At 43.6% G+C, this 21,187-nt stretch carries 19 protein-coding genes; 5 read left to right on the top strand and 14 right to left on the bottom strand.

All coding sequences use genetic code 11. The features are described from left to right. Positions 1–279: 279 nt before the first annotated feature. Both ACJJIT_RS03010 and ACJJIT_RS03005 read left to right on the top strand, forming a co-directional pair. Positions 280–741 (top strand): helix-turn-helix domain-containing protein, encoded by a 462-nt coding sequence (locus ACJJIT_RS03010; protein WP_444899935.1) that lies wholly within the window; start codon positions 280–282, stop codon positions 739–741. A gap of 336 nt (positions 742–1,077) precedes the next feature. Next, complete coding sequence (locus ACJJIT_RS03005) at positions 1,078–2,139, top strand: FAD-dependent oxidoreductase (RefSeq protein ID WP_444899934.1); 1,062 nt, start codon at positions 1,078–1,080, stop codon at positions 2,137–2,139. Positions 2,140–2,170: 31 nt separating this feature from the next. Here ACJJIT_RS03005 and cueO read toward each other — a convergent pair whose 3' ends face one another. Continuing rightward, on the bottom strand, positions 2,171–3,742 hold the full coding sequence (cueO, locus tag ACJJIT_RS03000; RefSeq protein ID WP_444899933.1) for a multicopper oxidase CueO: 1,572 nt from the start codon (positions 3,740–3,742) through the stop codon (positions 2,171–2,173). Positions 3,743–4,554: 812 nt separating this feature from the next. Between cueO and ACJJIT_RS02995 the strand changes: the two genes are divergently transcribed. Then, positions 4,555–5,910: a hypothetical protein gene (locus ACJJIT_RS02995; RefSeq protein ID WP_444899932.1), complete on the top strand. Its 1,356-nt coding sequence runs from the start codon at positions 4,555–4,557 to the stop codon at positions 5,908–5,910. Between the two features lie 150 nt (positions 5,911–6,060). Here ACJJIT_RS02995 and ACJJIT_RS02990 read toward each other — a convergent pair whose 3' ends face one another. The 7 genes from ACJJIT_RS02990 to ACJJIT_RS02960 all read right to left on the bottom strand — a co-directional run bounded on the left by ACJJIT_RS02990 (position 6,061) and on the right by ACJJIT_RS02960 (position 14,257). Then, positions 6,061–6,306, bottom strand: a complete 246-nt coding sequence (locus ACJJIT_RS02990) for a hypothetical protein (protein WP_444899931.1) — start codon at positions 6,304–6,306, stop codon at positions 6,061–6,063. Positions 6,307–6,352: 46 nt separating this feature from the next. Further along, the gene (locus tag ACJJIT_RS02985; protein WP_444899930.1) at positions 6,353–8,287 is read right to left on the bottom strand and encodes a hypothetical protein; all 1,935 of its coding nucleotides are present in this window, start codon (positions 8,285–8,287) and stop codon (positions 6,353–6,355) included. A 622-nt stretch (positions 8,288–8,909) separates the two neighbouring features. After that, the gene (locus ACJJIT_RS02980) at positions 8,910–9,269 is read right to left on the bottom strand and encodes a hypothetical protein (RefSeq protein ID WP_444899929.1); all 360 of its coding nucleotides are present in this window, start codon (positions 9,267–9,269) and stop codon (positions 8,910–8,912) included. Between the two features lie 2,083 nt (positions 9,270–11,352). Next, positions 11,353–11,559 carry a hypothetical protein gene (locus ACJJIT_RS02975; RefSeq protein ID WP_444899928.1) on the bottom strand — a complete coding sequence of 69 codons (207 nt, stop codon included), beginning with the start codon at positions 11,557–11,559 and terminating at the stop codon, positions 11,353–11,355. Between the two features lie 713 nt (positions 11,560–12,272). Further along, the gene (locus ACJJIT_RS02970) at positions 12,273–12,689 is read right to left on the bottom strand and encodes a GFA family protein (RefSeq protein WP_444899927.1); all 417 of its coding nucleotides are present in this window, start codon (positions 12,687–12,689) and stop codon (positions 12,273–12,275) included. Between the two features lie 28 nt (positions 12,690–12,717). Next, a complete protein-coding gene (locus ACJJIT_RS02965; protein WP_444899926.1) occupies positions 12,718–13,893 on the bottom strand; it encodes a serine hydrolase domain-containing protein in 1,176 nt (391 codons plus the stop codon). A gap of 121 nt (positions 13,894–14,014) precedes the next feature. Continuing rightward, complete coding sequence (locus ACJJIT_RS02960; RefSeq protein WP_444899925.1) at positions 14,015–14,257, bottom strand: hypothetical protein; 243 nt, start codon at positions 14,255–14,257, stop codon at positions 14,015–14,017. Positions 14,258–14,563: 306 nt separating this feature from the next. Here ACJJIT_RS02960 and ACJJIT_RS02955 point away from each other — a divergent pair, with 306 nt between their 5' ends. Beyond that, the gene (locus ACJJIT_RS02955) at positions 14,564–15,505 is read left to right on the top strand and encodes an IS110 family transposase (RefSeq protein ID WP_444899924.1); all 942 of its coding nucleotides are present in this window, start codon (positions 14,564–14,566) and stop codon (positions 15,503–15,505) included. Positions 15,506–15,541: 36 nt separating this feature from the next. On the opposite strand, the gene ACJJIT_RS02950 is transcribed toward ACJJIT_RS02955, so the two are convergent. The 6 genes from ACJJIT_RS02950 to ACJJIT_RS02925 form a co-directional block, all read right to left on the bottom strand. Next, a complete protein-coding gene (locus tag ACJJIT_RS02950) occupies positions 15,542–15,817 on the bottom strand; it encodes a hypothetical protein (RefSeq protein ID WP_444899923.1) in 276 nt (91 codons plus the stop codon). Between the two features lie 185 nt (positions 15,818–16,002). Then, on the bottom strand, positions 16,003–16,206 hold the full coding sequence (locus ACJJIT_RS02945; protein WP_444899922.1) for a hypothetical protein: 204 nt from the start codon (positions 16,204–16,206) through the stop codon (positions 16,003–16,005). Between the two features lie 140 nt (positions 16,207–16,346). Next, positions 16,347–16,910, bottom strand: a complete 564-nt coding sequence (locus tag ACJJIT_RS02940; protein ID WP_444899921.1) for a hypothetical protein — start codon at positions 16,908–16,910, stop codon at positions 16,347–16,349. Positions 16,911–17,013: 103 nt separating this feature from the next. Next, a complete protein-coding gene (locus tag ACJJIT_RS02935) occupies positions 17,014–17,412 on the bottom strand; it encodes a hypothetical protein (protein WP_444899920.1) in 399 nt (132 codons plus the stop codon). Positions 17,413–17,950: 538 nt separating this feature from the next. After that, complete coding sequence (locus tag ACJJIT_RS02930; RefSeq protein WP_444899919.1) at positions 17,951–18,298, bottom strand: hypothetical protein; 348 nt, start codon at positions 18,296–18,298, stop codon at positions 17,951–17,953. A gap of 506 nt (positions 18,299–18,804) precedes the next feature. After that, the gene (locus tag ACJJIT_RS02925) at positions 18,805–19,191 is read right to left on the bottom strand and encodes a hypothetical protein (RefSeq protein WP_444899918.1); all 387 of its coding nucleotides are present in this window, start codon (positions 19,189–19,191) and stop codon (positions 18,805–18,807) included. A 773-nt stretch (positions 19,192–19,964) separates the two neighbouring features. Here ACJJIT_RS02925 and ACJJIT_RS02920 point away from each other — a divergent pair. Then, the gene (locus tag ACJJIT_RS02920; RefSeq protein ID WP_444899917.1) at positions 19,965–20,951 is read left to right on the top strand and encodes an integron integrase; all 987 of its coding nucleotides are present in this window, start codon (positions 19,965–19,967) and stop codon (positions 20,949–20,951) included. Positions 20,952–21,187: the final 236 nt, after the last annotated feature.

Here is a 21,187-nt window from a genome sequence, read left to right as displayed (position 1 = left end):
CAAGGCATTAAGTCATAATGCCAGGCTTAGCATCAATGACCCCCCGTAATTAGAGCAACCTCTGATGACTCTGAGATTAGCAATCATTAAAATAAAGCAACATTAAGAAACTTATTTGGAATCTAATCGATATAAAGATAAAGATACGAGCCAATAAGGCATCGGATGTATCACAACTTCTATTTCTCTTCCAGGCTCTACCCACTAAGTAATGAAGGGTTGCCAGCAGAGTCAGTGAAAACTAGGATACAACTTCAAGTCTGCTTGAGGTCAATACAGATGAGTGGTCAACAGGATATAGATATTCGCGAAGTCGCGAAGCGCAGTGGGCTTCCCTCCTCTACCCTTAGATATTATGAGGAGAAGGGTCTGATCCAATCTATCAGTAGACGAGGTATTGCCAGAGTCTTCCATATCAGTGTGCTGGAGCAGCTCTCTCTAATAGCTCTGGCACGCTATGCGGGCTTCTCTCTCGATGAGATCGCTAGTATGTTTACATACAACGGAAAACCCAATATTGATCGGGAGCAATTGCTCGAAAAGGCCGATGCAGTGGATAAGAATATCCGCCGCCTAGAAGCTATGCGCGATGGTTTGTGGCATGTGGCAAATTGCCCAGAGGACAATCAGCTGGAGTGTTCAAACTTCCAAAACCTTGTGAAAAGAGCAATGAAATTACAGCAAGAGCCTAGTGATGACTCTACCGAAACAACTCAGAACAAGCTAAGTCACAGCCAATAATTTGTTGTTCTCTTAAAGATGCCACCCCACTAACCTGTTGAGAAGCTTGTAAACGGTTAAAGATTTGATAGAGAGCTAAATGAATCACTACATATTGTGATACCTATAAATGCACCTTCCAAAGAAATCAATACTGGCAGCCCAAGATCTTATTGAGGATGCCGCCAGTTCTGAAAACAAGAAAAGCAATCTACAAATAAAACGATTAATGACCGGTACATTTAAAAAAGTCATAAAGGTATCGATTCACAGCCATCCATTTTGTACTTTACCAACCAGATACTTCCCTTGAGAGCTGTACTATCGTTGTGATAAGGAAAACAACAGTTTGCTATTATGAAGGTACTGATTGTCGGTGCGGGACCAACTGGTCTTACTCTTGCCGTGGAATTAGCACGCCGGAATATATTTGCCAGGATCATAGATAAACGTGATAGTGCCTCTACTCTGAGTAGGGCCGTTGGTATTACCTCTAAAAGTTTAGAGCTACTATCACACTCCGGTGTATCTAAAAGGCTGATTGAAGAGGGGGTGCCCATTCAAAATGCTTGTATCTATCAAGATAACCATCTTGCTTTGACCTTGCCGCTGCATTCAAGTACCTCTTATTTTCCTACCATATTGGGGTTACCCCAAGACCGCACCGAAACAATCTTAGCGGAGTCTCTGGCCTCCATGGGTGTGGAAGTCGAGTATAAACTCGCACTCAATGAGCTTCATGAGGAAGCGCAATCCGTTATAGCTCAATTATCCAGTGGAGAGGAGAGTAGCTTCGATCTGATTATCGGCGCAGATGGTGTTCGCAGCGCAGTTCGACAAGGCGCCAATATCCCCTATCCCGGATTTGATTTAAACGAAGACTGGTCAATCGCCGATGTGGAACTGGATGATTGGCCTCATCCGCAAATGTTCACCCTCACGCAAACCAAGCCGGGAATAGTGGCAGTGTCAGTCCCCATCGGTAAAAATCGCTATCGCTTTGTTGGTAACCGCGAGAAGGTTTTGGAAATTTTTCCGCTGCCGCTAAGAATTCACAAGGTGAGGCGGGAAGGGGTCTTCAAGATATCTATCCGTCAGGCACAGAGCTACTCCAAGGGCAGAATACATCTAGCCGGTGATGCTGCACATTGTCACTCTCCAGTTGGCGGACGAGGTATGAATTTGGGTATCGCCGATGCAGCCGAGCTAGCCAAATGTATTGCAGAAGGCCAGCTGGATAATTACTCGTCGCTACGCCGTCGGGAAGATAAGAAGGTAATAGATATCACAGAGCGAGGAAGAAAAATTGTCACTTCACAATCATTTCTCACCAGGCTCGAATTTTCTGCCTTATTAGCCGCAGCTAATCATCTACCATTTGTTAAAAGAAGACTCAGTAGGTTTGTGGTTGAGTTTTAAAGAGAGCAATAATACCGCGCGGCCCTCTTTACTAAGCCACACTAAACTCTGTCATCATTCCAGAGTCCTCATGCTCCAGAACATGACAATGCACCATGTAGGGCATATCCGGCATCGCCTCCAAAGGAAAACGTACATAGATTTCTGCACTACCGGCATTGGATATAGGCACAGTATCCTTCCAGCCACGCATATAGGCCGGTGGCGTAGCATCGTTAAATTTAACCAGGCGAAACTGGCAACCGTGAATATGGACCGGGTGTAGCATAGTGTCTTTGCCCTCAGAAATTCGCCAGTGCAAGTCTGTATTAATGGGGGCTTTGAACCCTGGCTCAGTGAATGAAAATGAAACACCATTAACCGCATTAGCGGTCAATTGTGCTTTCAAAGGCAACGCCGGCGCCTCAGTGATGAGTTTGAGCACCCTAGCTACCACAGCAGGGTCCGTTTTTCCCGAGGCTACCATTTTTTCCAATCCGGTCGCATCAATAAGTTTGTCTGCGATCTGCGAGCGGTTCATCTGCATTATCAACTTCTGGCTGATCGGCGGCAGCTTAGCCGGTATTTCAGGCATTGATACCAGCCGCTCAGGCAAAGAACCCCGCCCCTCCTCATTAGTAGGCACCACACTGAGAAACACTACAGGCCCATCGAATGGGGGCAACCGCATCACCTGTTGGGGCACTGGTAGAGTTATAAAATCAAAGGGCTGGCCATTGCGGGCATCCACCATTACCTCGTAACGCTCCCCGGCAGCTATGGGTAACTCTTTAACCTCTACGGGTTCCGGTAGAAATCCACCGTCTGTGGCAATCACATAGAAGGGCCGCTGATCACTAGTGGAGAGTCGGTAGTTACGAGCGTTTGATCCGTCCAGAATCCTGAAGCGCACCCATCCTCTTGGGGGATTAACCACCGGGTTGACCACGCCATTGGTAAGCAAGATATCCCCACAATAGCCCGCTGCAACCGTAATCTCATTAAAGCGATGAAAGAAGCTGCCGTCTTTGTTAAAGCGCCTATCCTGGATAATCACAGGGATATCATCCACCCCCCAGCGCTTGGGCAGAGGCAAGGCATCACTATTTTCATCATCAATGATAATCAGCCCTGCCAGCCCCTTAAGTACCAACTCGGCAGTGGTGGGATAGAGATGCGGATGAAACCAAAGTGTCGCCGCCGGTTGGATAATCGGTAATTTTGCAGTCCATGAATGGCCCGGCTTGATGGGCATATAGGGACCACCATCGGCATGACCCGGCACAATCAGGCCATGCCAGTGTGCAGTTACATTCTGGGTCAACTGATTATGTACGTTGGCCGTTACCGTTTCACCCTTGCGCAAGCGCAAAGCCGGGCCTAAAAAGGGGCCATTAAAGCCATAGGTCGGCGTTGTTACTCCCTTGAGAAATACTTTCTCTGCTGGCTTGGCTACTAGATTGATTTTTCCGGCTGAGTCCGCCCTCAACTCCGGAGGAATTGGCAGTACAGGCCTTGTAGAGGAATCCCAGGTGCCATTGGTTTGCGCCCTCATATTAGAATTAGCCAATAGAGATGCCGCCAAGGTACCAAGACAGAAATCTCGACGTGATAAATGAGACAAGAAGAATCCCTCCTCATAATCTTAACGTTAAAATCTGGTAATACTCTGGCGGCTTAAACCTCTCGCTAACTACACACCTTTAATAAGCCCCAAAGCAGCATAGACTGCGGTGGCATAAGCAATAAATGGTTACAAGAGTTGGGGTTAGGTGGCCTTACGTTTATCTATATTTATATACCAACAGCATTACTGTCATTTGAGATACAGGCCGAACTCTTATTTTTCCTCAGCACAACAATATCCATATCTAGACTCCATGCATATTAAAATCGCTGGCTTTATCATTTAACCGAAAAAAGCTGGGGCGACACAATCAAAAGCATGGCCTCTCAATAGCGCCTCAATATAATAAATCCGCCAGTGCACATATAGAAATGGACACTCAATAAATCTAAGAAAATATTCCTATAATGTTTACTCAAATAATCAATAAAGCGCCTAAAACTATAAAACAATTCGTAGAATAAATTGCCAAATCTTTTCAGACCTTCACTCTAGGTATATACAGAATCACAAAAAAGGCAACATACGCCAAACCCATACTTTTTTCTCATAATTTCAACACTTATTTCCCATGGCGGAGAATCTGACACCTATTGATACTTTTATGAGAAGATTTACTTAGAAAGGGAACCAACTCCAAAAGACCAAACCCAACGCTAAATAGAACACTCTCGTATAAACGGGACTCCCTCTAAATCCACGAAGGAGATCAGTAAAATCTTATTTTCCACTTAAAGAATCAAAAAAACAATTAGACCTCAATATAGACCTGCCATTTATTTCAGACTCACGCAGTAAAGGAGTCACACATGAAGCCATATTGCAACTTATTCACAGGGATAATTACATTTATTAGCATTACAGCCTTTGCCGCAGGGAATCATAACTCTCAGGATCACTTACAAACAGACCTCAACTCCAGCAGCGATCAAACAGAAAAAAATAACAATAATTTCAGGAGGAGCATTCAAAATGGCAATAAGAATATTGTGAACACCCAGCAAAATGACGAAACACTTGGAAGCAGCATACAATCCATTCAAATAGGCGACTTAAATCAGGCAAATATTTCTCAGCCAGGAACCATAACCTCATCCATTATTAATCGCCAACTTGGCAGTAAAAATATTTTATCTGCCACCCAGACTAACAGCATCAACAGCAACATCTTCATTAATCAACAGGGCAACCAAAACTATTCAAACACAAACCAAATTTCTAGAGACAAAAATAGAGTCATCAATACTCAGATAGGAGGTTCAAATTATTTCATTACCAAACAAGAAGGGAGCATATCCAGTACTATAAAAGTACATCAAGAAGGCAATGTTCAGCATACCGCTGCAGAGGAAAGCAAATCTAGCTTTTTCAATACTATCTCCATTACTCAACTGAACCAAAAAAATTCTACATTTATTAATTTAGTTACAACAAATAAAAGCAATGTCGATATATTTCAGCAGGGAGCCAAAAATCATGTAGGAATCTTACAAAGCTTATCTGCTAGGAATAGCTTACAAATTCGACAGACTGGGAACTCTAATGCGGTCTTAATCAGCCAGGCTAGCAGTTCTGACAACACTTCCGGTATATTTCAGAAAGGGGATAACAACCTGACTTCAATTACACAAAATGGTAGCAACAACACTATTGTCTTACGCCAGAGTGGAGACCACACATCTGATAACCCAAGCCAGAAATCCATTGAAAAAAGCAAAGGCATACAACTAACCAATTCCAACAATCAAGTAATTGTCAATCAGCAAGGTACTGAGTTAAGCAGCATTAACTCCAATCAGTTTGGCTCAGCTAACCAACTCACCATTAACCAGAGCGGTCTAAACATTAACACTTCTAATGAACAACAAGGCAATAAAAATGTTACAGGCATTGATCAAACTGGAGAGAACCTCACCATCCTTACTCGCCAGATTGGCAATGAAAATCAGTCAACCTTTCATCAAATGGGAAGTGACCTAAACATAATTGCCAAGCAGCTTGGCGATAGAAATAGCCTTTCAATTATTCAGAAAAGTAATTTTAGCGTTATTGAAAGTGTCCAGATTGGAAATGGGAACCGACAAAAAATAGTGCAAAACAACTCTAGTAGCCGGGCCTCTTTGCATCAAGTAGGGCAAGGTAATAACAGTCAGGTATATCAATGATAGATCGGCTCGCTTCGACTTATATAGACCATAAATATTGCAAATTTAAAACATAACCCATCTACTCAACACCAGCAAACCTCAAGCAACAAAATTAAAAACCCCGATATACGGGGCTTAAATTAAGAAACTATCTACAGAGAAAATTTGCTAATCGACACCTGGCTCATACGTAAGACTTTCACTCTTTGCCATGGAAGCATCAACCTCAACAACCTCACCTGTACTTAATCGCTCGACTGAAACAGATTTCACTTCAACCGAAAAAGCTTTACTCACTGACTCGACAGTTGATTCCGGGAGCGTAATTTTTCTAGATGAGTCACTGCATGCTGACAAAACTAACACCAATACCGCTCCACCAGTATTTTTAACCTTTCTCATATCTAATTTCATAATATTTTCTCTCGTGACCCCCAAATACTACAAATTATAATTAGACTTAAAAAGTATAAGTAACGAACCATCGTGTTTCACCAACAGGCAGCTGGAGCTTATCATCCAAGGTAAAAGTCAAGGTTGAATTGTCACTTGCGTACAGAGCGGTTCCCATATGTTCCGAGAACTCTATTGTACCGTCACTGTTGGCATCAAAATATAGCTTTACCTTTTTTAGATCCTCAACCTCATTTAGACTACCCTCAGCCTTCAAGGTAAGGCCATTCAAAACCGCATCTGCAGAATCACTTTCAAGTAGCAAGGAAAGAACCACCTGTTCACCCTCTCCCTGGAAATTATATTTATCAATCTCTTCCGATTTAATGGTCACTACTGGTTCAGTAACACCTAGTGTAGCAATAGCTCCAAGCTCTACTATGGACCCGTTTACGTCTCCATCAGCATCATTAGGACCACCATCCTCTATAGTTAATTGCAAACAATAATACCCTTCTTTAAGACCTGATTTATATTCATCACTCCCCGGAGAAGGGCAGGCACCAAGCTTACCAAAAGCCGAGGCGACATAATTTTTATCATCCTCAACAAAGTCCACCCAGCCAACACCCTGCCTATATTTTATATAGCGCGCATCCGCAAGAAGAGCTGCTTTTAGTGGAATTACAACCTGAGTATTACTGCCAATATCGGCTTCTCGTACGATGAAATCAAAAATTCCATGTAAGAATTGATAATTATTTTGAGTAGCAAGATTTTCACTGTAAAATTTATCAATATCACTAAGAGTAATATTGCTTGAATACCTACCTGCCATATAAGCGCTGTCCCCAAGTACCAAGAATGCACCCTCAACACTTTGAATTTGTGCTCCGCCAATATCTACTGGTAATAAATTACCATCTCCTTTTTTATCAAGATAATCAGGGATCTTGTCCTTATCTAAATCTATAACACCTTCAGCAAGATCACTGAGACCATCGCCATCAGTGTCTTCAGTATCGCTCAGCTCTGGCAATGACTCTTCAACCCGAATTAAAGTGGTAGTACTGGTTGAACCTCCACTTGAATGTGTAACCTCAAGATTAATTTCATGAGTTCCATTTATTTCAGCGGGATCAAAAATAAAACTATCTTTGTCAAAACCATTTAGCGGCACCAGTGTTGGACTACTCCAACTATAGGCAAGGCTATACGGTTCATCGGTATGATATAGAGCCATTTGTATATCTACTGTGACCTCACCTGCGTCACTGTAAACTTGCGGTAAATCTGTAAAAACTTGGTGAGATGGCAAGTCCGATTGATGAAAATAAGTAGCAAGGCTCGCTATATAATTTCCGAGAGTAGGGGCGATTATTTCATGTCCATCGGAGGATGGAAAATAGTCTTGCCCATGACCTTCACCGAGAATGTGATGAAAGCTTTCCCCCCCTGAATTGACTTCGCTTCCAACATATACACTATCATTTATGATCATCACATCATGTGGAATTCCAGCCAGTTGCCCCCCGTGTTCAGCCTCACTCAAATTTATGTCAGATTTCCAGCTCACTTGCCAGCCTGGGCAATTTTTGACTAGTTGCGCAATAGGCAAAAGCATACCAACTGAAAGCGATACACCACTTTCACTAGCCTCATTTTTAGCACAAGAACCTATGTATGGATCCTGCTCACTGGTAAGAATTGCATGATCTCCATTAGCATTGATTACCTTAAAGTCAAAGACTGCATTCAATTCAAATCTCCGACACCCACTGGAAGTACAGCCTGTACTCACCCCATAAAGCGAAGCGCCTTCCAAGTTATTAATAATTTCATTGAAATCTGCCAAATCATTGATTTCTATCAAACCATCATCATCCAAATCAAAGTCGATTCGATTTACATCAGATAAAGCTGTAATAGATTGCAGTACTATAAAAGAAGTTAACAATCCTTTCAGAATGCTTATTCTTGTTAGCACATACCGATATTTCATTTAAAAATTTCCTTTTTTAATCCCTTTCAGTAGTCATAGCTAGGTGCTTGGTATTGTAGAGGCGTCAACTTTTATTAAAGCATGAATAGAACCAACTAAAAGAGTAAAAGAACTCAAGAATTACTAGGTTTTTATTGAGCCAAAATCAGAGTTTATGGTAAGAGTAAGTATTCAACGTCAAAGAAAAGCTAGCAACAGCCGTATATCACATTCCAATTACACTGAATTACAGAGTCCAGATTCACTACCTAATCAATGGATAAATCTTCGAAAAATATGGGGCACATTTCTGGATCAGCTGTTTCACCGAACAAATTAAAACCAGCCACAACAATATGCTCTATAGATTTTTTTGGGGGGATGACCCAGTAAAAATTAGAGAAGCGATAAAAATCAAAAAGCCCTACAATTCGGAGTTAACTGGATGATTCCGAACTTCTTTAGATCTTGATGTGGTGCCTAGGCGGGGCTATGAACATACATAGTGAAATCCAAGTATTACCAACAAGATACGCTACTAGACGAGCCATTCAAGAATGGTTGATCAAAAATTGTGTAGCAGATGTGTATCGTCGACAAGTATTTTGAAGAAAGAACTGAGTGCTCAATTGAACTAAATGCTTCAGTTTCTCTCCCCTCGGAGAAGGGGCACCCCAACTTCATTAGGAATAGACAGGCCAGAAACAAGGCGCCGTTGAGCCCTCAATAACTGTCTCTGCAACCTCCCTATCCGCGCTTGAAGTGTTGTAGCTTTTCTTTCAGGTCTTACACCGCTACTAAGAAACTCTTCCTCGGTCTCCTCTAAATCCAATTGAACCTGATGACCACTCTCAACACTCTCCCCTAAATATTCCGCTAAAAACTGCTTTGTATCATAGCTATGTAGAGCGTATCCCCCTTTACTCAAGAACTCATCCAGCCAATCATCACGAAATTTAATTGCCTGCTCGTTAGCGTTACATTTTATCAGCTCGTAGTCCATACCCAACCAGTACCATTGCTTGACCTTCCTTGCTAGGTATAACGCTCTCTTAGAGGCCTTATCTCTGTCAACTGTATGTAAGGAGAAGAGTAAGAACCGCGATGATTTAGGGAGGCGAAAATTGAAATACAGGTGGGGCTATTCGGGCGCTTCAACAGGTGCATGAGTGTGTACCAATTGTGTGCCAGCGGAGTGCCAGACATAAAAAAGGAGGCCTAAGCCTCCTTTTAACTCTTTGATTTGACTGAGGTTTTCTCTCAGTTTCATGTATGGTGCCAGGGCGGGACTTGAAAATCACTCTATAGGCCAGTAATTACAGGATACACATGGAGCTTCAACAGAAAAATAGCACCATATGTAGCACCACTTTGAATTCCTACCCCCAACTAGAGGGGTTTAACAGCAGTACGTACCACTGAAGCCTCTATACACATCTTGCCGTACCACCTGAATTTGACCCTAGCCTTAGCCTGTTTCCATGTACCTCAAACCGCGAATCTGGCGGTTTGGCTAGCATTCGACAGGGGATCGGCTTGAGTATGAACGGCTTCTTGAGCGCATAAGATGGAGCCGCGAATCGCGACGTCACCTCAGCATTCAGGTCGCCTATGTTTCATCACCTCCAAAACCGGCAAATCACCGGTTTTCACTGCCAGACAAAAACCGACGCTTTGTCGGTTTGAAACTCCCAGAACAACTACCTAATTATCACTCCCCCCTACCTGAATTAAGCCATTGTGAAATCTAAGCTAGGACGGCAGTGCCGGATACAAGGCTGCCAGATATCCAACCTACCCCCCGTGGGTTCAGCTGCTCAGAACACCAAACCCCGAACTAGGGGTTTACCACTGACTGACTCTAAGGAAGGTATAACCCCCCTAGGAAAAATCAGATATCTGTTAACAGAGCGGGGGCCGAATTACCCGTGTGTTGGCTCCTCAGGAGGACCCGTTGAACCCTAAGCTTGGCTTAGAGTTCAGCCATAGCCACCAAACCGATTAGCGGGCAGTTAATCTACACTCTGCCCCAGTAGCAGAAATATTAGATGCCGTCGCCCACCTAAGGCTCAGTCATAAACTAGAGCTACTTCGTTACATCAGGTAGATATTCACAGTCTGGGCCAATACAAATGGGAGTGAATTAAACTCACACTCCTACCATCAGGGGCCGGCACAATCTACCGATCCTGTACGAGAAGAAACCACAGTCAAATAGATTCGCCAATCCGTTACGAGTGGAGTCCCTAAAGTAATTCAGAAATGCTTTCTCTATATTCTGTTGAGGGCATCCCCCCAACATCTCACAAGTTGATGATACCCCCTACTCCGCAGTCCCAGTCTAGCCAAAGGGGTGAGGGGGGAGCAGCCAACTCCTACCTCTATCAAATAAAGGTGTTACAGGTGTACAGGTGTTACAGAATCGCTGTAAGCCGCATGGCTACTGGCTTTGCACTGTCACACCTTTCTGTTACCCCCAATGTCTCACAGTCCAAAGGTGTTACAGCATACTTTTAAAGTGAAGCAATTTTGGCTAGGTACAACTAGTAATCTTGTGACCAAACATTTCAGAACCGATAGCGTCTTACAGCGAATCAATCAGTAAAAGACAAAATGCTTGAGCCAAGCCTGTCCTCACTATGGTCAAACCACTGAGGCAGGCAGATTTTGAGCAGGGCTAAATTAAGAAAGGAGAGTAAAAATTCACGCGAAGCGGGTTGATGATTCCAGTAGCTGCAAGAATTGCCAGCCCGAAAGCAATAATGAAAGCAATATGCAATGGATGATTAGTTATAAATATTGATGTCACACTTGCCACCAGAGTAGTAAGTAATACTGGACAGGATAGAAAGGTCCCCCGGGTTAACGTTGATAATGACCTGTTCTGCGCATGTTGACCAAAATACATACCTCTACTGCAATCTTGATTGCTCAACAAGGGGGTACCCCCTCATTTCAACTTAGCTCCTTTACTTTTCATCCGAGCCTTAATCTGAGCCGCAAAAATAGTGGCCTTAGTGCGAGCTTCTTCTGGGGATATCTCTCCCTTCTGAGGCACCTGTTGCTTTTCTAAATCTGACAGTTTCTTAGTCTTCTTTGTCGTCATCCTTGCATATCTCTTCGATGGTTTTTTGGGTGCCAGAGGCGAGGTGATCAGGCTCCTCAGTATCCTCGGAAATTTTCTTTAGTTCATGGCTGCGGCGCTTGGCAAATTCTTCGATCTCCTTTTGCGTCCAGCCTTTCTTTTGTCTGGCCTCAGCCAGGCGTTTCACTTTATCTTTATCAGTCATCATAATATATCTCTTGTCAGGTAGTTGCCCTTGGCGATGTACTGATATCCGTATCTCTCGTAGAAGGCTCTCACCGAGGAGGAAAAGGCCATCCTCCCAGGGCTTATCTTTCCACTTAAACGCTCTCTACAGGAAAATGAATCATCCTAGCTCAATACTAAGAGGAAGATGTATACAGGAAGGCTAATGGGAAACATCAAACAAGAAAATGAGCCAATTATCAAAATTGAATCACCAGCAGACACCGCCTAATTGTTTAGCTTTCTGGTGCCACAAATTTTCACAGATGGGTTCAACTACTGATAGAACCTCAACACACTCATTATCAGTATAAATACAATAATGAACAATAGAATCTTCTCGATAAATATTGCAGCTAAACATGTGAAATCGCTCAATTAAATCTGATGTTCTTGTTCGCTGAAATGTAACGCCTGGATTACCTATCGTACTTTCAGGCGATAATAAAAAGCTTTCATCTGATCGGTGGTAGTACATAGGGCCAGCCAGCGGAAACCTTATACGTAATGCTTGCTTATTAGAGAACCTGTCACAGTTAGCCTCTAAAAGTATTCGAAAACCCTCCGAGTCGTCATGGATCGCATTAAAAGAGAAGTTTCGATATTCAGGAAATGGGTTTCAGCTTAAATCCATAATATTTCTGTAAACTTAACGCCCAGCGTTGGCTGCCGCTCTGCCGCTGATTGTTATGTGAGTTACCCTCGGTCCGCCGGATGGTTTACCCCATCGTATGTTGGGACAACACCGATTTTGAGAGGATTTACACCCTCCAGGCACGCCACATTGAAACCGTATAGAGTAGGGTTAGAGCGTCTTTGGTGATGTGTGTAAATACCGCAATTACCGCAATTACCGCAGAAATAGTGTTTCGCTGTATTAGTATTGAATTGATAGAGCTTTAAATGTTCCTGCCCTTCTAAGACATTAATGCCATCTAGCGATACTGATGCGGCGATTGCACCTCTCCTGCGGCACAAAGAGCAATCACAACGCCGAAGATCAATAAGACCATCAGGTAGATCCAGTTCAATTTTTACAAAGCCGCAGTGACATGAGGCTAAGTGTTTTGGCTGAATTTTTACTCCATCAATCTCTTTCAGATTTACGCCCATAGCTCTTTCCTTGTGCTCACATAAAGCCTCAATAACCAGTGCTCTTTATAGTGTCCAAGTTCATAGATTCTTTATGTGCAATCTCTAATGGTTTTGCTAAACGCTTGACTATTTCCCAAGCAGAATACTCGGAAACTTTAAAGTTTCCGTCATTAGAAGTTATGGCTATCGCGGCATTGATATCTGGTAAAATTACAAGCAATGCATACCACATAGTATTTGAGCCGTTGTGCCAATGAACATTACCAACACCTAACTCTTCCGGTGGACCAATTACCCAGCCATAAGCATAGCTATTAAGGTTTGGATGATGTAGACGCTGAAACGATTCTCTTTTTAGGAATGAACTACGCCCTTGTATGCCTTGAAGATGTTCATCAGCATACAACGCTAAATCATTAAGCGATAAATGTATTGTACCAGCAGGTCCAATTATTGGCGTGTTATCATCTTTTCCACTCTTAGTAAAACCAAATAATTTTTTATGCCCCCATGGCTGACTCAATTTCCCCTCTATGTCTTTAGGGGCACCAAAGCCGCCACTCTCAATCCCTAGAGGTGAAAAAACCTCTTTTCTAATTAAATTTTCCCATGAAACTCCTGCCTTCTTTTCAGCTATTACACCTGCAATCGTATATCCGACATTTGAATATACAAAGGTGCCACCTGGCGTTACTTCAGGCCGCTGAGAGAGTATATATCGCACTGCTGATTCTCTTGCAGCCGTTCTTTCACTACCAGCGTTTGGATTTTTTAAGCTAACCAAAAGCGAGAAATTGGGTGTTGCTCCCGATGTATGTGCAAGCAGGTTGCCTAGAGTCACATCATTCCACTCTGTATGGATGTCCTTTTCGTCAGGAAAAACATCTTTGATAGATGTATCCCACTTCAAATCACCTTTTTCAATCAGGCGAGCAATCATCGTAGCCGTAAAAGATTTAGTAATGGAACCAATATGCCATAGGTCCTGCTGTGAGACGAGAACACCATCGCCTTTTTTACGCTCGCCGCTAACCGAAAGTCCAATGATCTTGCTGTCCTGAATGACTACCGCACCAAGACCGACCAGATTTTCGGATTTTCTTATTTCGTCCACATGCCTTTTTAAAAGTTTGTCGATCTGCGTAATTGGGTTTGCTTCCGAAGCAAGGCTATTAATTGAAGAAAGCACCAAAGGGACTATTAAAAATGATAAGGCTTTCATTGCGTTCACTCAAATCACATAACGTTGTCAGCTGGGGCGGCCTGCGCAGCTAATGGGCGCAGCGCATAGCGTAGGCCGTCCCGCGGAGGCGCGTAGCGCCGGAGTGTACAGCCTGGCCTGGTTAAGCATTGGGTTCCGCACCAAGCAGCGAATAGGCGCCGTAAGCTAACAACCCTACTACCACCCAAAAGATAATGCTGAACAGAAAGACCCAGCCTGGCTTTGGTTCTTGGCCATTGCCCGAAAATGGCTTGCAGATATAGTAGCCAGGAATGTGGAACAGTAAATCTATGATGAGGCCAAACACAACCTCAAACAGGAACCTGCCAACAACCCGAATTGTTCCACCTAAAATTTCTTCCATAACTATCTATCAAAAATGCTTAACGCCCGTAGCATGGGAAAATTTGGAGCGCAGTGGAAAATTTTTCCCGTGCCTACGCTTGTATGGTTGTTCTTGTCCAATTCTGATGTTGAAAATCCTTTTCGCTAACGGGTAAATTGAGACCCACCTTCGGCGGCCACCGAAGGCCTTGTTTGTCACAGTCCGTTGCTGCGCCGGTTCATAAAGACCGTTAACAAGTATGAACGTGACAGACACTCACTAGGCATAACTCGAATAGTCATGTGGGCCTCGAGCCCGAATAGCAAGGCGGAGATAGCTTATCTTATGGAACCTCAAGAGATCAATGTCGGTATCGATACCAGCAGTAAACAACTCGATATTTATGTGAGACCTAATGGCCAATTCTTTAGTGTTACCAATGATAAAAATGGTATTAAGGATGCCATTAAACAACTACAACCTCTTAAACCTGAAAGAGTATTGATCGAGTCCACAGGAAGGCTAGAATTAGAATTTGTCTGTGCTGCTCATAAAGCGGGACTGCCGATAGTTGTTTGCAATCCTTCACAAGTAAGAAACTTTGCAAAGTCAGCGGGGCGGCTCGCAAAAACAGATAAGCTGGATGCAATTGATATCGCACATTTTGGTGAAGCAATGAAGCCAAGATTGTCATCGATCAAACCAGAAAAACTAAGAAATATCAGTGATTTGCTGACGGTCAGGAACCAGTGCTTAGAAATGAGCACAATGCAAAAGAATCGCCTCAAGAGAATGCCTAAGTCTGTTCACAAGCCCATTCAGGCTATCTTAAAGGCCATCAAAAAAGAGCTAGAAGGAGTCGATAAGCAACTTGATAAACTTGTTAACAGCGTTGCCGAGTGGCGACAAAAACGCGATCTCTTATTAAGCGCTAAAGGAGTCGGCAATGTACTGGCTTACACGCTAATGAGCGAACTTCCTGAGCTGGGCAAGCTGAACCGCAAAGAGATTGCGGCCCTTGTGGGTATCGCCCCGATGAATCGTGATAGCGGCAGATTCCAGGGTAAGCGCTATATTCGAGGTGGGAGACATCGTGTACGCACGGTTTTGTTTGTTTCTATGATGTCGGCAATACAATGCCACCCTAAATTAAAGCCAATGTATGAGCGCCTGGTCGCTGCTGGTAAACCAAAGAAAGTAGCCCTTATCGCTTGTATGAGGAAGCAACTTACCATCCTAAATACAATGGTAAAAAACAACACTTACTGGGATGAGAAAATGGCTTAAATACTTGACAAAGGACCATAGTCACTTGTTATGTTTTCACTTGCTTAAGCCCAAAGCTATTATGTAAACAAAGAACACGGCACAAAAAATACCTGGTATAAAACGCCGCAGCACTACACTGTACGATGCTTCTCTTTGCGCTGATAGAGCTTCATACATTCCACTGCCAACAGATAGTAAGAGTGCTGCTAAATAAAACGCCATCGGCAAGCCGTAAAGCACGCCTCCCCAGCCTTGCCTGAGTGACAATAGCAACCAGACAAGTAGAAACAACCAGCTAAATACTTCACTAATATTTACTATTTTATTCATGACTCTCTGAAACATAACGCCGTTAGCAACGGCTGACTTGTTGTTGTGGTAGCTGTGCAACAATGGCGAAGCCATGCACGGCTGGCGCAATGACAAGGCTGTCCAAGGAGCGAAGCGACTGATGTTGGCTAACTTTGTTATGTGGTGGACACACCAAAGATTTTGAGCCGCTAAACTTCTGCTGATCAGTCATACAGCAAATGAGAAATTTCAAAATATGCATCTTCCTCAGATTTCGGAACCTCACGTGAAAAAGATACATATACCTTTTCATATTTTGTATCAAATTTCCAAAGATCCCATTGATCCATTTCTGTTTCAGAATACCTTTTGATTAACTGAAACATTTGATTCATTTCATCTTTAGTCAGCTTATCTGCCTTACTCAAAATCAAACTCCAGTTGAAAGTTACGCCACATTAACCCCTAGAGCACATAACGACTACAACAGGGGCGGCTAGAGCGTAGCGTAAGCCGTCCCGCGAAGGGCCAAAGGCCCGTAGCAACCTGCTTGTACTTGTTAAATACTTTACTGCCTATGGAGCACATAACTAATTGAGTAACTTGTAACCTTGATGATTTCAACTACTAAACCATCTAGTTTTAGCAATTTTTCATTTGGATTAAATAAAAACTCCACAGTATTCGGAGGTAACTGCGTAACGGTTGACTTTGGCTTTTCGTAGTGGTGGATTGTAGTGTTTGTATTAGCAGAACCATATGCGGAACTGCCAACAACGGTAGCATTGGCTGTAGTATTTGAATATACCGTTGTAGAACTACTACCGTACCTACTCATAGTTGTCTCATTTGATTCAATATCAACATTCGTAAGCCTAAAAATAATTGCTCCTTCAGGAGTGATACCCATAAAGCGCAATTCACTGAAGCCTGAATTGACCTTGCCTCCGAAAATGTCAGCTTTCCCGAAAGCATTTGGTAAATCCCTGGTTTTTGTAACTCGGTATAGCTCACTACCAATCGATGCTGTTTTCTCAACACCGGTTGGTTCTGAGTATGATTCATATGTTTGTATTGTTGCGCCACAAGCCGATAAGAGGACAGCCAGCACTGCAACTATAAAACTTCTCACTTGTATCTCCTTGAGAATTTAACGCCCACAGCAGGGGCGGCCGAAGCGTAGCATAGGCCGTCCCGCGCAGGACCGAAGGGCCGGAGCAATCTGCCTGTGTTTGTTAAGCATTTTTCCCCTCCGACAACTTAAATACAACGCTTGTCAACAAAGCCTTTAACGATGTTAACAGAGTAAAAGACAAGAGCACTATTGGTGCCACGATAACATGCATTTGTGCGGCTGAAGTGCCTGAGTTTTCAGCGCGACCGTTCAAGGCGTAGTAAGCATATGCAACCAGGCTTAAGACCACAGCAAGGACGGCCGAAAATTTGAATTGTAGATCGGGCAAGCCTGATAATTTAGAAACACCTTGCAGGATCAGAGTAGCCAATATTGGCGCAGCTACAGCGCCAAGGTTTGCTAAGCAAAAGCCCAAAAAACTGAAATAGCCTTCTTCGTACCAGTTGTAAGCCGACAGCAAAAAAGTAAATGCTATGAGAATCCAAAGATATTTAATCATGCTTAACGCCCACAGCAGGGGCGGCTTATCTTGTGCACATTTTGCGCGAAAATGGGAGCAAAGCGACCGCGCAGAATGTGCACAAGGTGAGCTGTCCCGCGAAGGCCCGAAGGGCCGTAGCAAACTGCCTGTGTTTGTTAAGGCTTTCTAGCAGCCAGGGCCGAAAAACTCAGAAATACTACTGGGTGTAATGTACAGTGCCTGACCACTGTACCAAGACATGACAAGAAGAACTATAAGTACAGCTGTCACACCCACTGCGATTTTTAGAGAGCTACCAGAGATTCGATAACTGCTAACCACAGATAATACAAGACTTACTCCAGCTACCGCAGTAACAGCTTGCCGAACCCAAATGTAACCACCACATTGGTAGAAACCAAGAAATACAGCGCAGGTCAAAGCTAAAAACACTGAAATTATTGCGACTAGCTTCAGGGTAGTTCTCATGATGCCTTAACGCCCGGATCAGGGGATGATAAAAGCTGAGTGCAACGCAGCTTTTAGCATTCCCCTGGATACGCTTGTTACATGCTGACTACTTAAACTGCGCTTCATATGCCGCTACATGATTAGCAAATAATTCATCGTAAAGCTCTGAATCTAACCCCAATACATTTACTTGTATGCAGGTTTCGCCTGCTTCTTTTGACAGGTCTTCGATACCAATACCGCTGCAAGGTTCAAGCACTAAACCTGCTTCTGTTTGTACTTGCAAATTTAGACCTGACATAGTGTCAAAATTTTGTGTTTCAAAAACCTCTTGGTGCTGTGCATAATTTTTATTAGGCACTAAATCACCGAAGGCAACTCCCATGGGCGGATCTCCGCTTTCTAGTTCGGACTCACCAATTAGCTGGTTGTTTGCAAACACTTTAAATTTCATTTTTTACCTAAGCATGTAACGCCTTTAGCATGTGCGGCTGCGCAGCAGACGTCGCATGCCTAAATTTGTTATGTGCATTTGCCAACTGCCTTAATTGAATAGTGTACTGTACCTGCATGGCTTGTCTTTTTATATAGGCAAAGTTCTGAGCCTATTTTTACTTGACCAGGAGAGCTTACCGCCACATGAACTAAGCTGCCGTTAGCTAATTTGACCGAGAGCTTAGGCTCATTTCCAGTTTGGCTGCCATCATAGACCTGAGCTTGCGCGACACCCGAAACAAGCTCAGTGCTTTTAGGCAGGCCGACATATAGGAAGAGTACTCCAATGCCTAGCGTAACCAAGATTGCGAAAAAAATGCCTTTGCGCTCGGAACACCAGAGTTCAACTGTCGCAAATATGGCTCGTTTATCTCTCATATTCTGGGTACATAACGCTTTGTGCAGGGGCAGCTGGAACGCAGTGTAAGCTGTCCCGGCGCGAAGCGCCCTCGCTGCCACAACTTGTTAACTGGCCGCCAGCAAAAGATCATTGTAGACCTCCAAAACCTTTACTCGCCCAACAACTCTTGAACCCTCGTTGATATTTAGTTCTTTTCCAATATACAAACAGTGCGGATAGTGCTCAGGGGAAAGTAATCTTATATATGCGCGTGCGGACTCCCCAGGTATTAATATGTCGTTTTCAAAAAACATTTGCTCGCCAGTAGTAAGGATATCAGGTGTTACCTGATGAGCTGGGCGATAACTGCTTGTTATAGGCCAACCTCTATCTTCATTTAAAAACACCAGCCCCATGAAATCAGGGTTAAATTTTTTATAATCGAACTGAGATCGCTTTTCTTTTCCAAGCTCAATTACGTCTTCAATTGTGTATCCAGAAGGATGCTTCATACTAAGTTAACGCCTCAATAACCGGCAGCTGTAACGAAGCGAAGTGTAGTGTAAGCTGTCCGGCGCCGAAGGCGCGAAGTTGATTGATTTGTTAACTTTTGACACTAGCTACATGCTCATATGATTTTGAAATTGCGCCGGCAACCATGCCTGAAATGGCTGGGCACAACTTTACATAGTGATTGGCCATCTCTATAAACTCTAATTCTGGCCATTCATGCCGCTTAGTGCGCTCAACTTGAATCTTTGACGTCACACGGTGCTGAATCTCATTAAGCCACTTTAGCTGATCTAATTTCTCAGAATCCGAGGTGTCATCGTTTGACCAAACTAGCCTAGCGGATACGGTCAGATTGTGTGCAAGTGACTCGTAGAAGTACACCTTCCACTCCTTTGATAGTGAACCAACTAATTCTGGAAATTCACTCGCTTTGATCTCGATGCTCCTGGAAAGTTAACAGTTTATTAAAGAGCCAGTGGCTCACTATCGATTTGGCCACTATTTCTGAAGTAGACCCTTCAAGCTATGTAAAAAAGCCTTTATTTACTGTAGGTTATAAATTTACGATCAAATAATAACCAGAGATAGTAAGCCATCGGCTCAAGTCGCCTGGTAACACCTCCTGCTCTTGAACACATTTTACCCGCAATTAAATCAATAAGTTAGGGGGAACCTTTCTGCGGATGTCAGCCATGGCTCTATAATTCGGGGCTTGACACCTGTGATTATTGCACCCATAACTGTGTTTATATACAGTTGTGAGGGTACTATCATGGATGATATTCGTCACAGGCTTCCCAGGCATTCAACCAAATTCATCCCCAGCGTTCGACTTCATATTCGTGAGGCAGGTCTAGCCTATCGGACTGAACAGACTTACGTTCACTGGATAAAACGCTTTATTCACTTTCATAAACTACGACACCCTCGGGAAATCGGTATTGCCGAGGTCGAGGCGTTCCTAAACCACCTGTCGGTAAATCGGCATTGTTCAGTTAACACCCAGCGGATCGCGCTAAATGCGCTGGTATATCTTTATAAACGTTTTTTGGGGGTTGATACTTCCAACATTGGCTTTTCGCCTGCAAAGCAACATCGTCGCCTTCCAATTGTTTACAGTCGGGAAGAGATTAGAGCCATTATCTCAAAGCTGAAAGGTGTCTACTGCCTTCAAGTTAAACTAATGTACGGCACAGGGCTCAGATGTGCCGAACTCTTATCATTGAGAGTTAAGGACATCGATTTTGGCAGTAACAATGTGTTCGTACGGGGAGGCAAAGGTAATAAAGACCGAACCACAATACTTCCACAAGGCCTGATACCTGACCTGCGCACTCAAATTCAACAGGTCGAAATAACTCATGCATGGGATATCGCAAATGGCTATGGGGATGTCTATATGCCGGATGCATTAGAGCGGAAGTACCCCTCTGCTGCCCGTACCACAGCTTGGCAATTCTTGTTTCCAGCTTCGCGCGTTGGCCCTTGCCCCCGTAGCGGCGTGATAAGACGGCATCATCTTCATCCTTCGGCACTTGCAAAGCAGTTACGGCGTGCTGTGCAGGAATCTGGCATCAACAAGCCGCCCAGAGCACATGCATTCCGGCACAGTTTCGCCACTCACCTATTAGAAGTTGGCTACGATCTTAGGACAATTCAGGAGCTACTAGGGCATGCGGATATATCCACTATGGAGATTTACACTCATGTTGTGAATCGGGGCGGCAAAGGTGTATTGAGCCCCACAGACCGTTTGTAATCCTAATTGAAAAGATAGGATAGTAAAATGTTGGTGTTTGATTCTAAAACCTTTAAATGCCTAAGTAATTTAATACCGAAGAGGCATCGTCTACTGAGGCAGGCTTTGTGTAAAGCTTGAATATCTGGGTGGATAGTACACGATTACACATAGTCTGGTTCGCAAAGCTGCAAATAGAGTGCACTTTGAAATTGGCCAACTAAAGCCACCGGCAAGCTTTGGGTTTATCCCCTAAA

The organism is Microbulbifer mixtoriginis (SeqCode) (assembly GCF_052467515.1).
The sequence above is the reverse complement of the archived record's forward strand: the minus strand, read 5'-3'. Positions and strand labels throughout refer to the sequence as shown.

What these genes read in the sequence shown, in the direction of transcription:
- ACJJIT_RS03010 (WP_444899935.1), top strand. Translation starts at nt 280, where the DNA reads ATGAGTGGTCAACAGGATATAGATATTCGCGAAGTCGCGAAGCGCAGT.
- ACJJIT_RS03005 (WP_444899934.1), top strand. Translation starts at nt 1,078, where the DNA reads ATGAAGGTACTGATTGTCGGTGCGGGACCAACTGGTCTTACTCTTGCC.
- ACJJIT_RS02995 (WP_444899932.1), top strand. Translation starts at nt 4,555, where the DNA reads ATGAAGCCATATTGCAACTTATTCACAGGGATAATTACATTTATTAGC.
- ACJJIT_RS02990 (WP_444899931.1), bottom strand. Translation starts at nt 6,306, where the DNA reads ATGAAATTAGATATGAGAAAGGTTAAAAATACTGGTGGAGCGGTATTG.
- ACJJIT_RS02985 (WP_444899930.1), bottom strand. Translation starts at nt 8,287, where the DNA reads ATGAAATATCGGTATGTGCTAACAAGAATAAGCATTCTGAAAGGATTG.
- ACJJIT_RS02980 (WP_444899929.1), bottom strand. Translation starts at nt 9,269, where the DNA reads ATGGACTACGAGCTGATAAAATGTAACGCTAACGAGCAGGCAATTAAA.
- ACJJIT_RS02975 (WP_444899928.1), bottom strand. Translation starts at nt 11,559, where the DNA reads ATGATGACTGATAAAGATAAAGTGAAACGCCTGGCTGAGGCCAGACAA.
- ACJJIT_RS02970 (WP_444899927.1), bottom strand. Translation starts at nt 12,689, where the DNA reads ATGGGCGTAAATCTGAAAGAGATTGATGGAGTAAAAATTCAGCCAAAA.
- ACJJIT_RS02965 (WP_444899926.1), bottom strand. Translation starts at nt 13,893, where the DNA reads ATGAAAGCCTTATCATTTTTAATAGTCCCTTTGGTGCTTTCTTCAATT.
- ACJJIT_RS02960 (WP_444899925.1), bottom strand. Translation starts at nt 14,257, where the DNA reads ATGGAAGAAATTTTAGGTGGAACAATTCGGGTTGTTGGCAGGTTCCTG.
- ACJJIT_RS02955 (WP_444899924.1), top strand. Translation starts at nt 14,564, where the DNA reads ATGGAACCTCAAGAGATCAATGTCGGTATCGATACCAGCAGTAAACAA.
- ACJJIT_RS02950 (WP_444899923.1), bottom strand. Translation starts at nt 15,817, where the DNA reads ATGAATAAAATAGTAAATATTAGTGAAGTATTTAGCTGGTTGTTTCTA.
- ACJJIT_RS02935 (WP_444899920.1), bottom strand. Translation starts at nt 17,412, where the DNA reads ATGATTAAATATCTTTGGATTCTCATAGCATTTACTTTTTTGCTGTCG.
- ACJJIT_RS02930 (WP_444899919.1), bottom strand. Translation starts at nt 18,298, where the DNA reads ATGAAATTTAAAGTGTTTGCAAACAACCAGCTAATTGGTGAGTCCGAA.
- ACJJIT_RS02925 (WP_444899918.1), bottom strand. Translation starts at nt 19,191, where the DNA reads ATGAAGCATCCTTCTGGATACACAATTGAAGACGTAATTGAGCTTGGA.
- ACJJIT_RS02920 (WP_444899917.1), top strand. Translation starts at nt 19,965, where the DNA reads ATGGATGATATTCGTCACAGGCTTCCCAGGCATTCAACCAAATTCATC.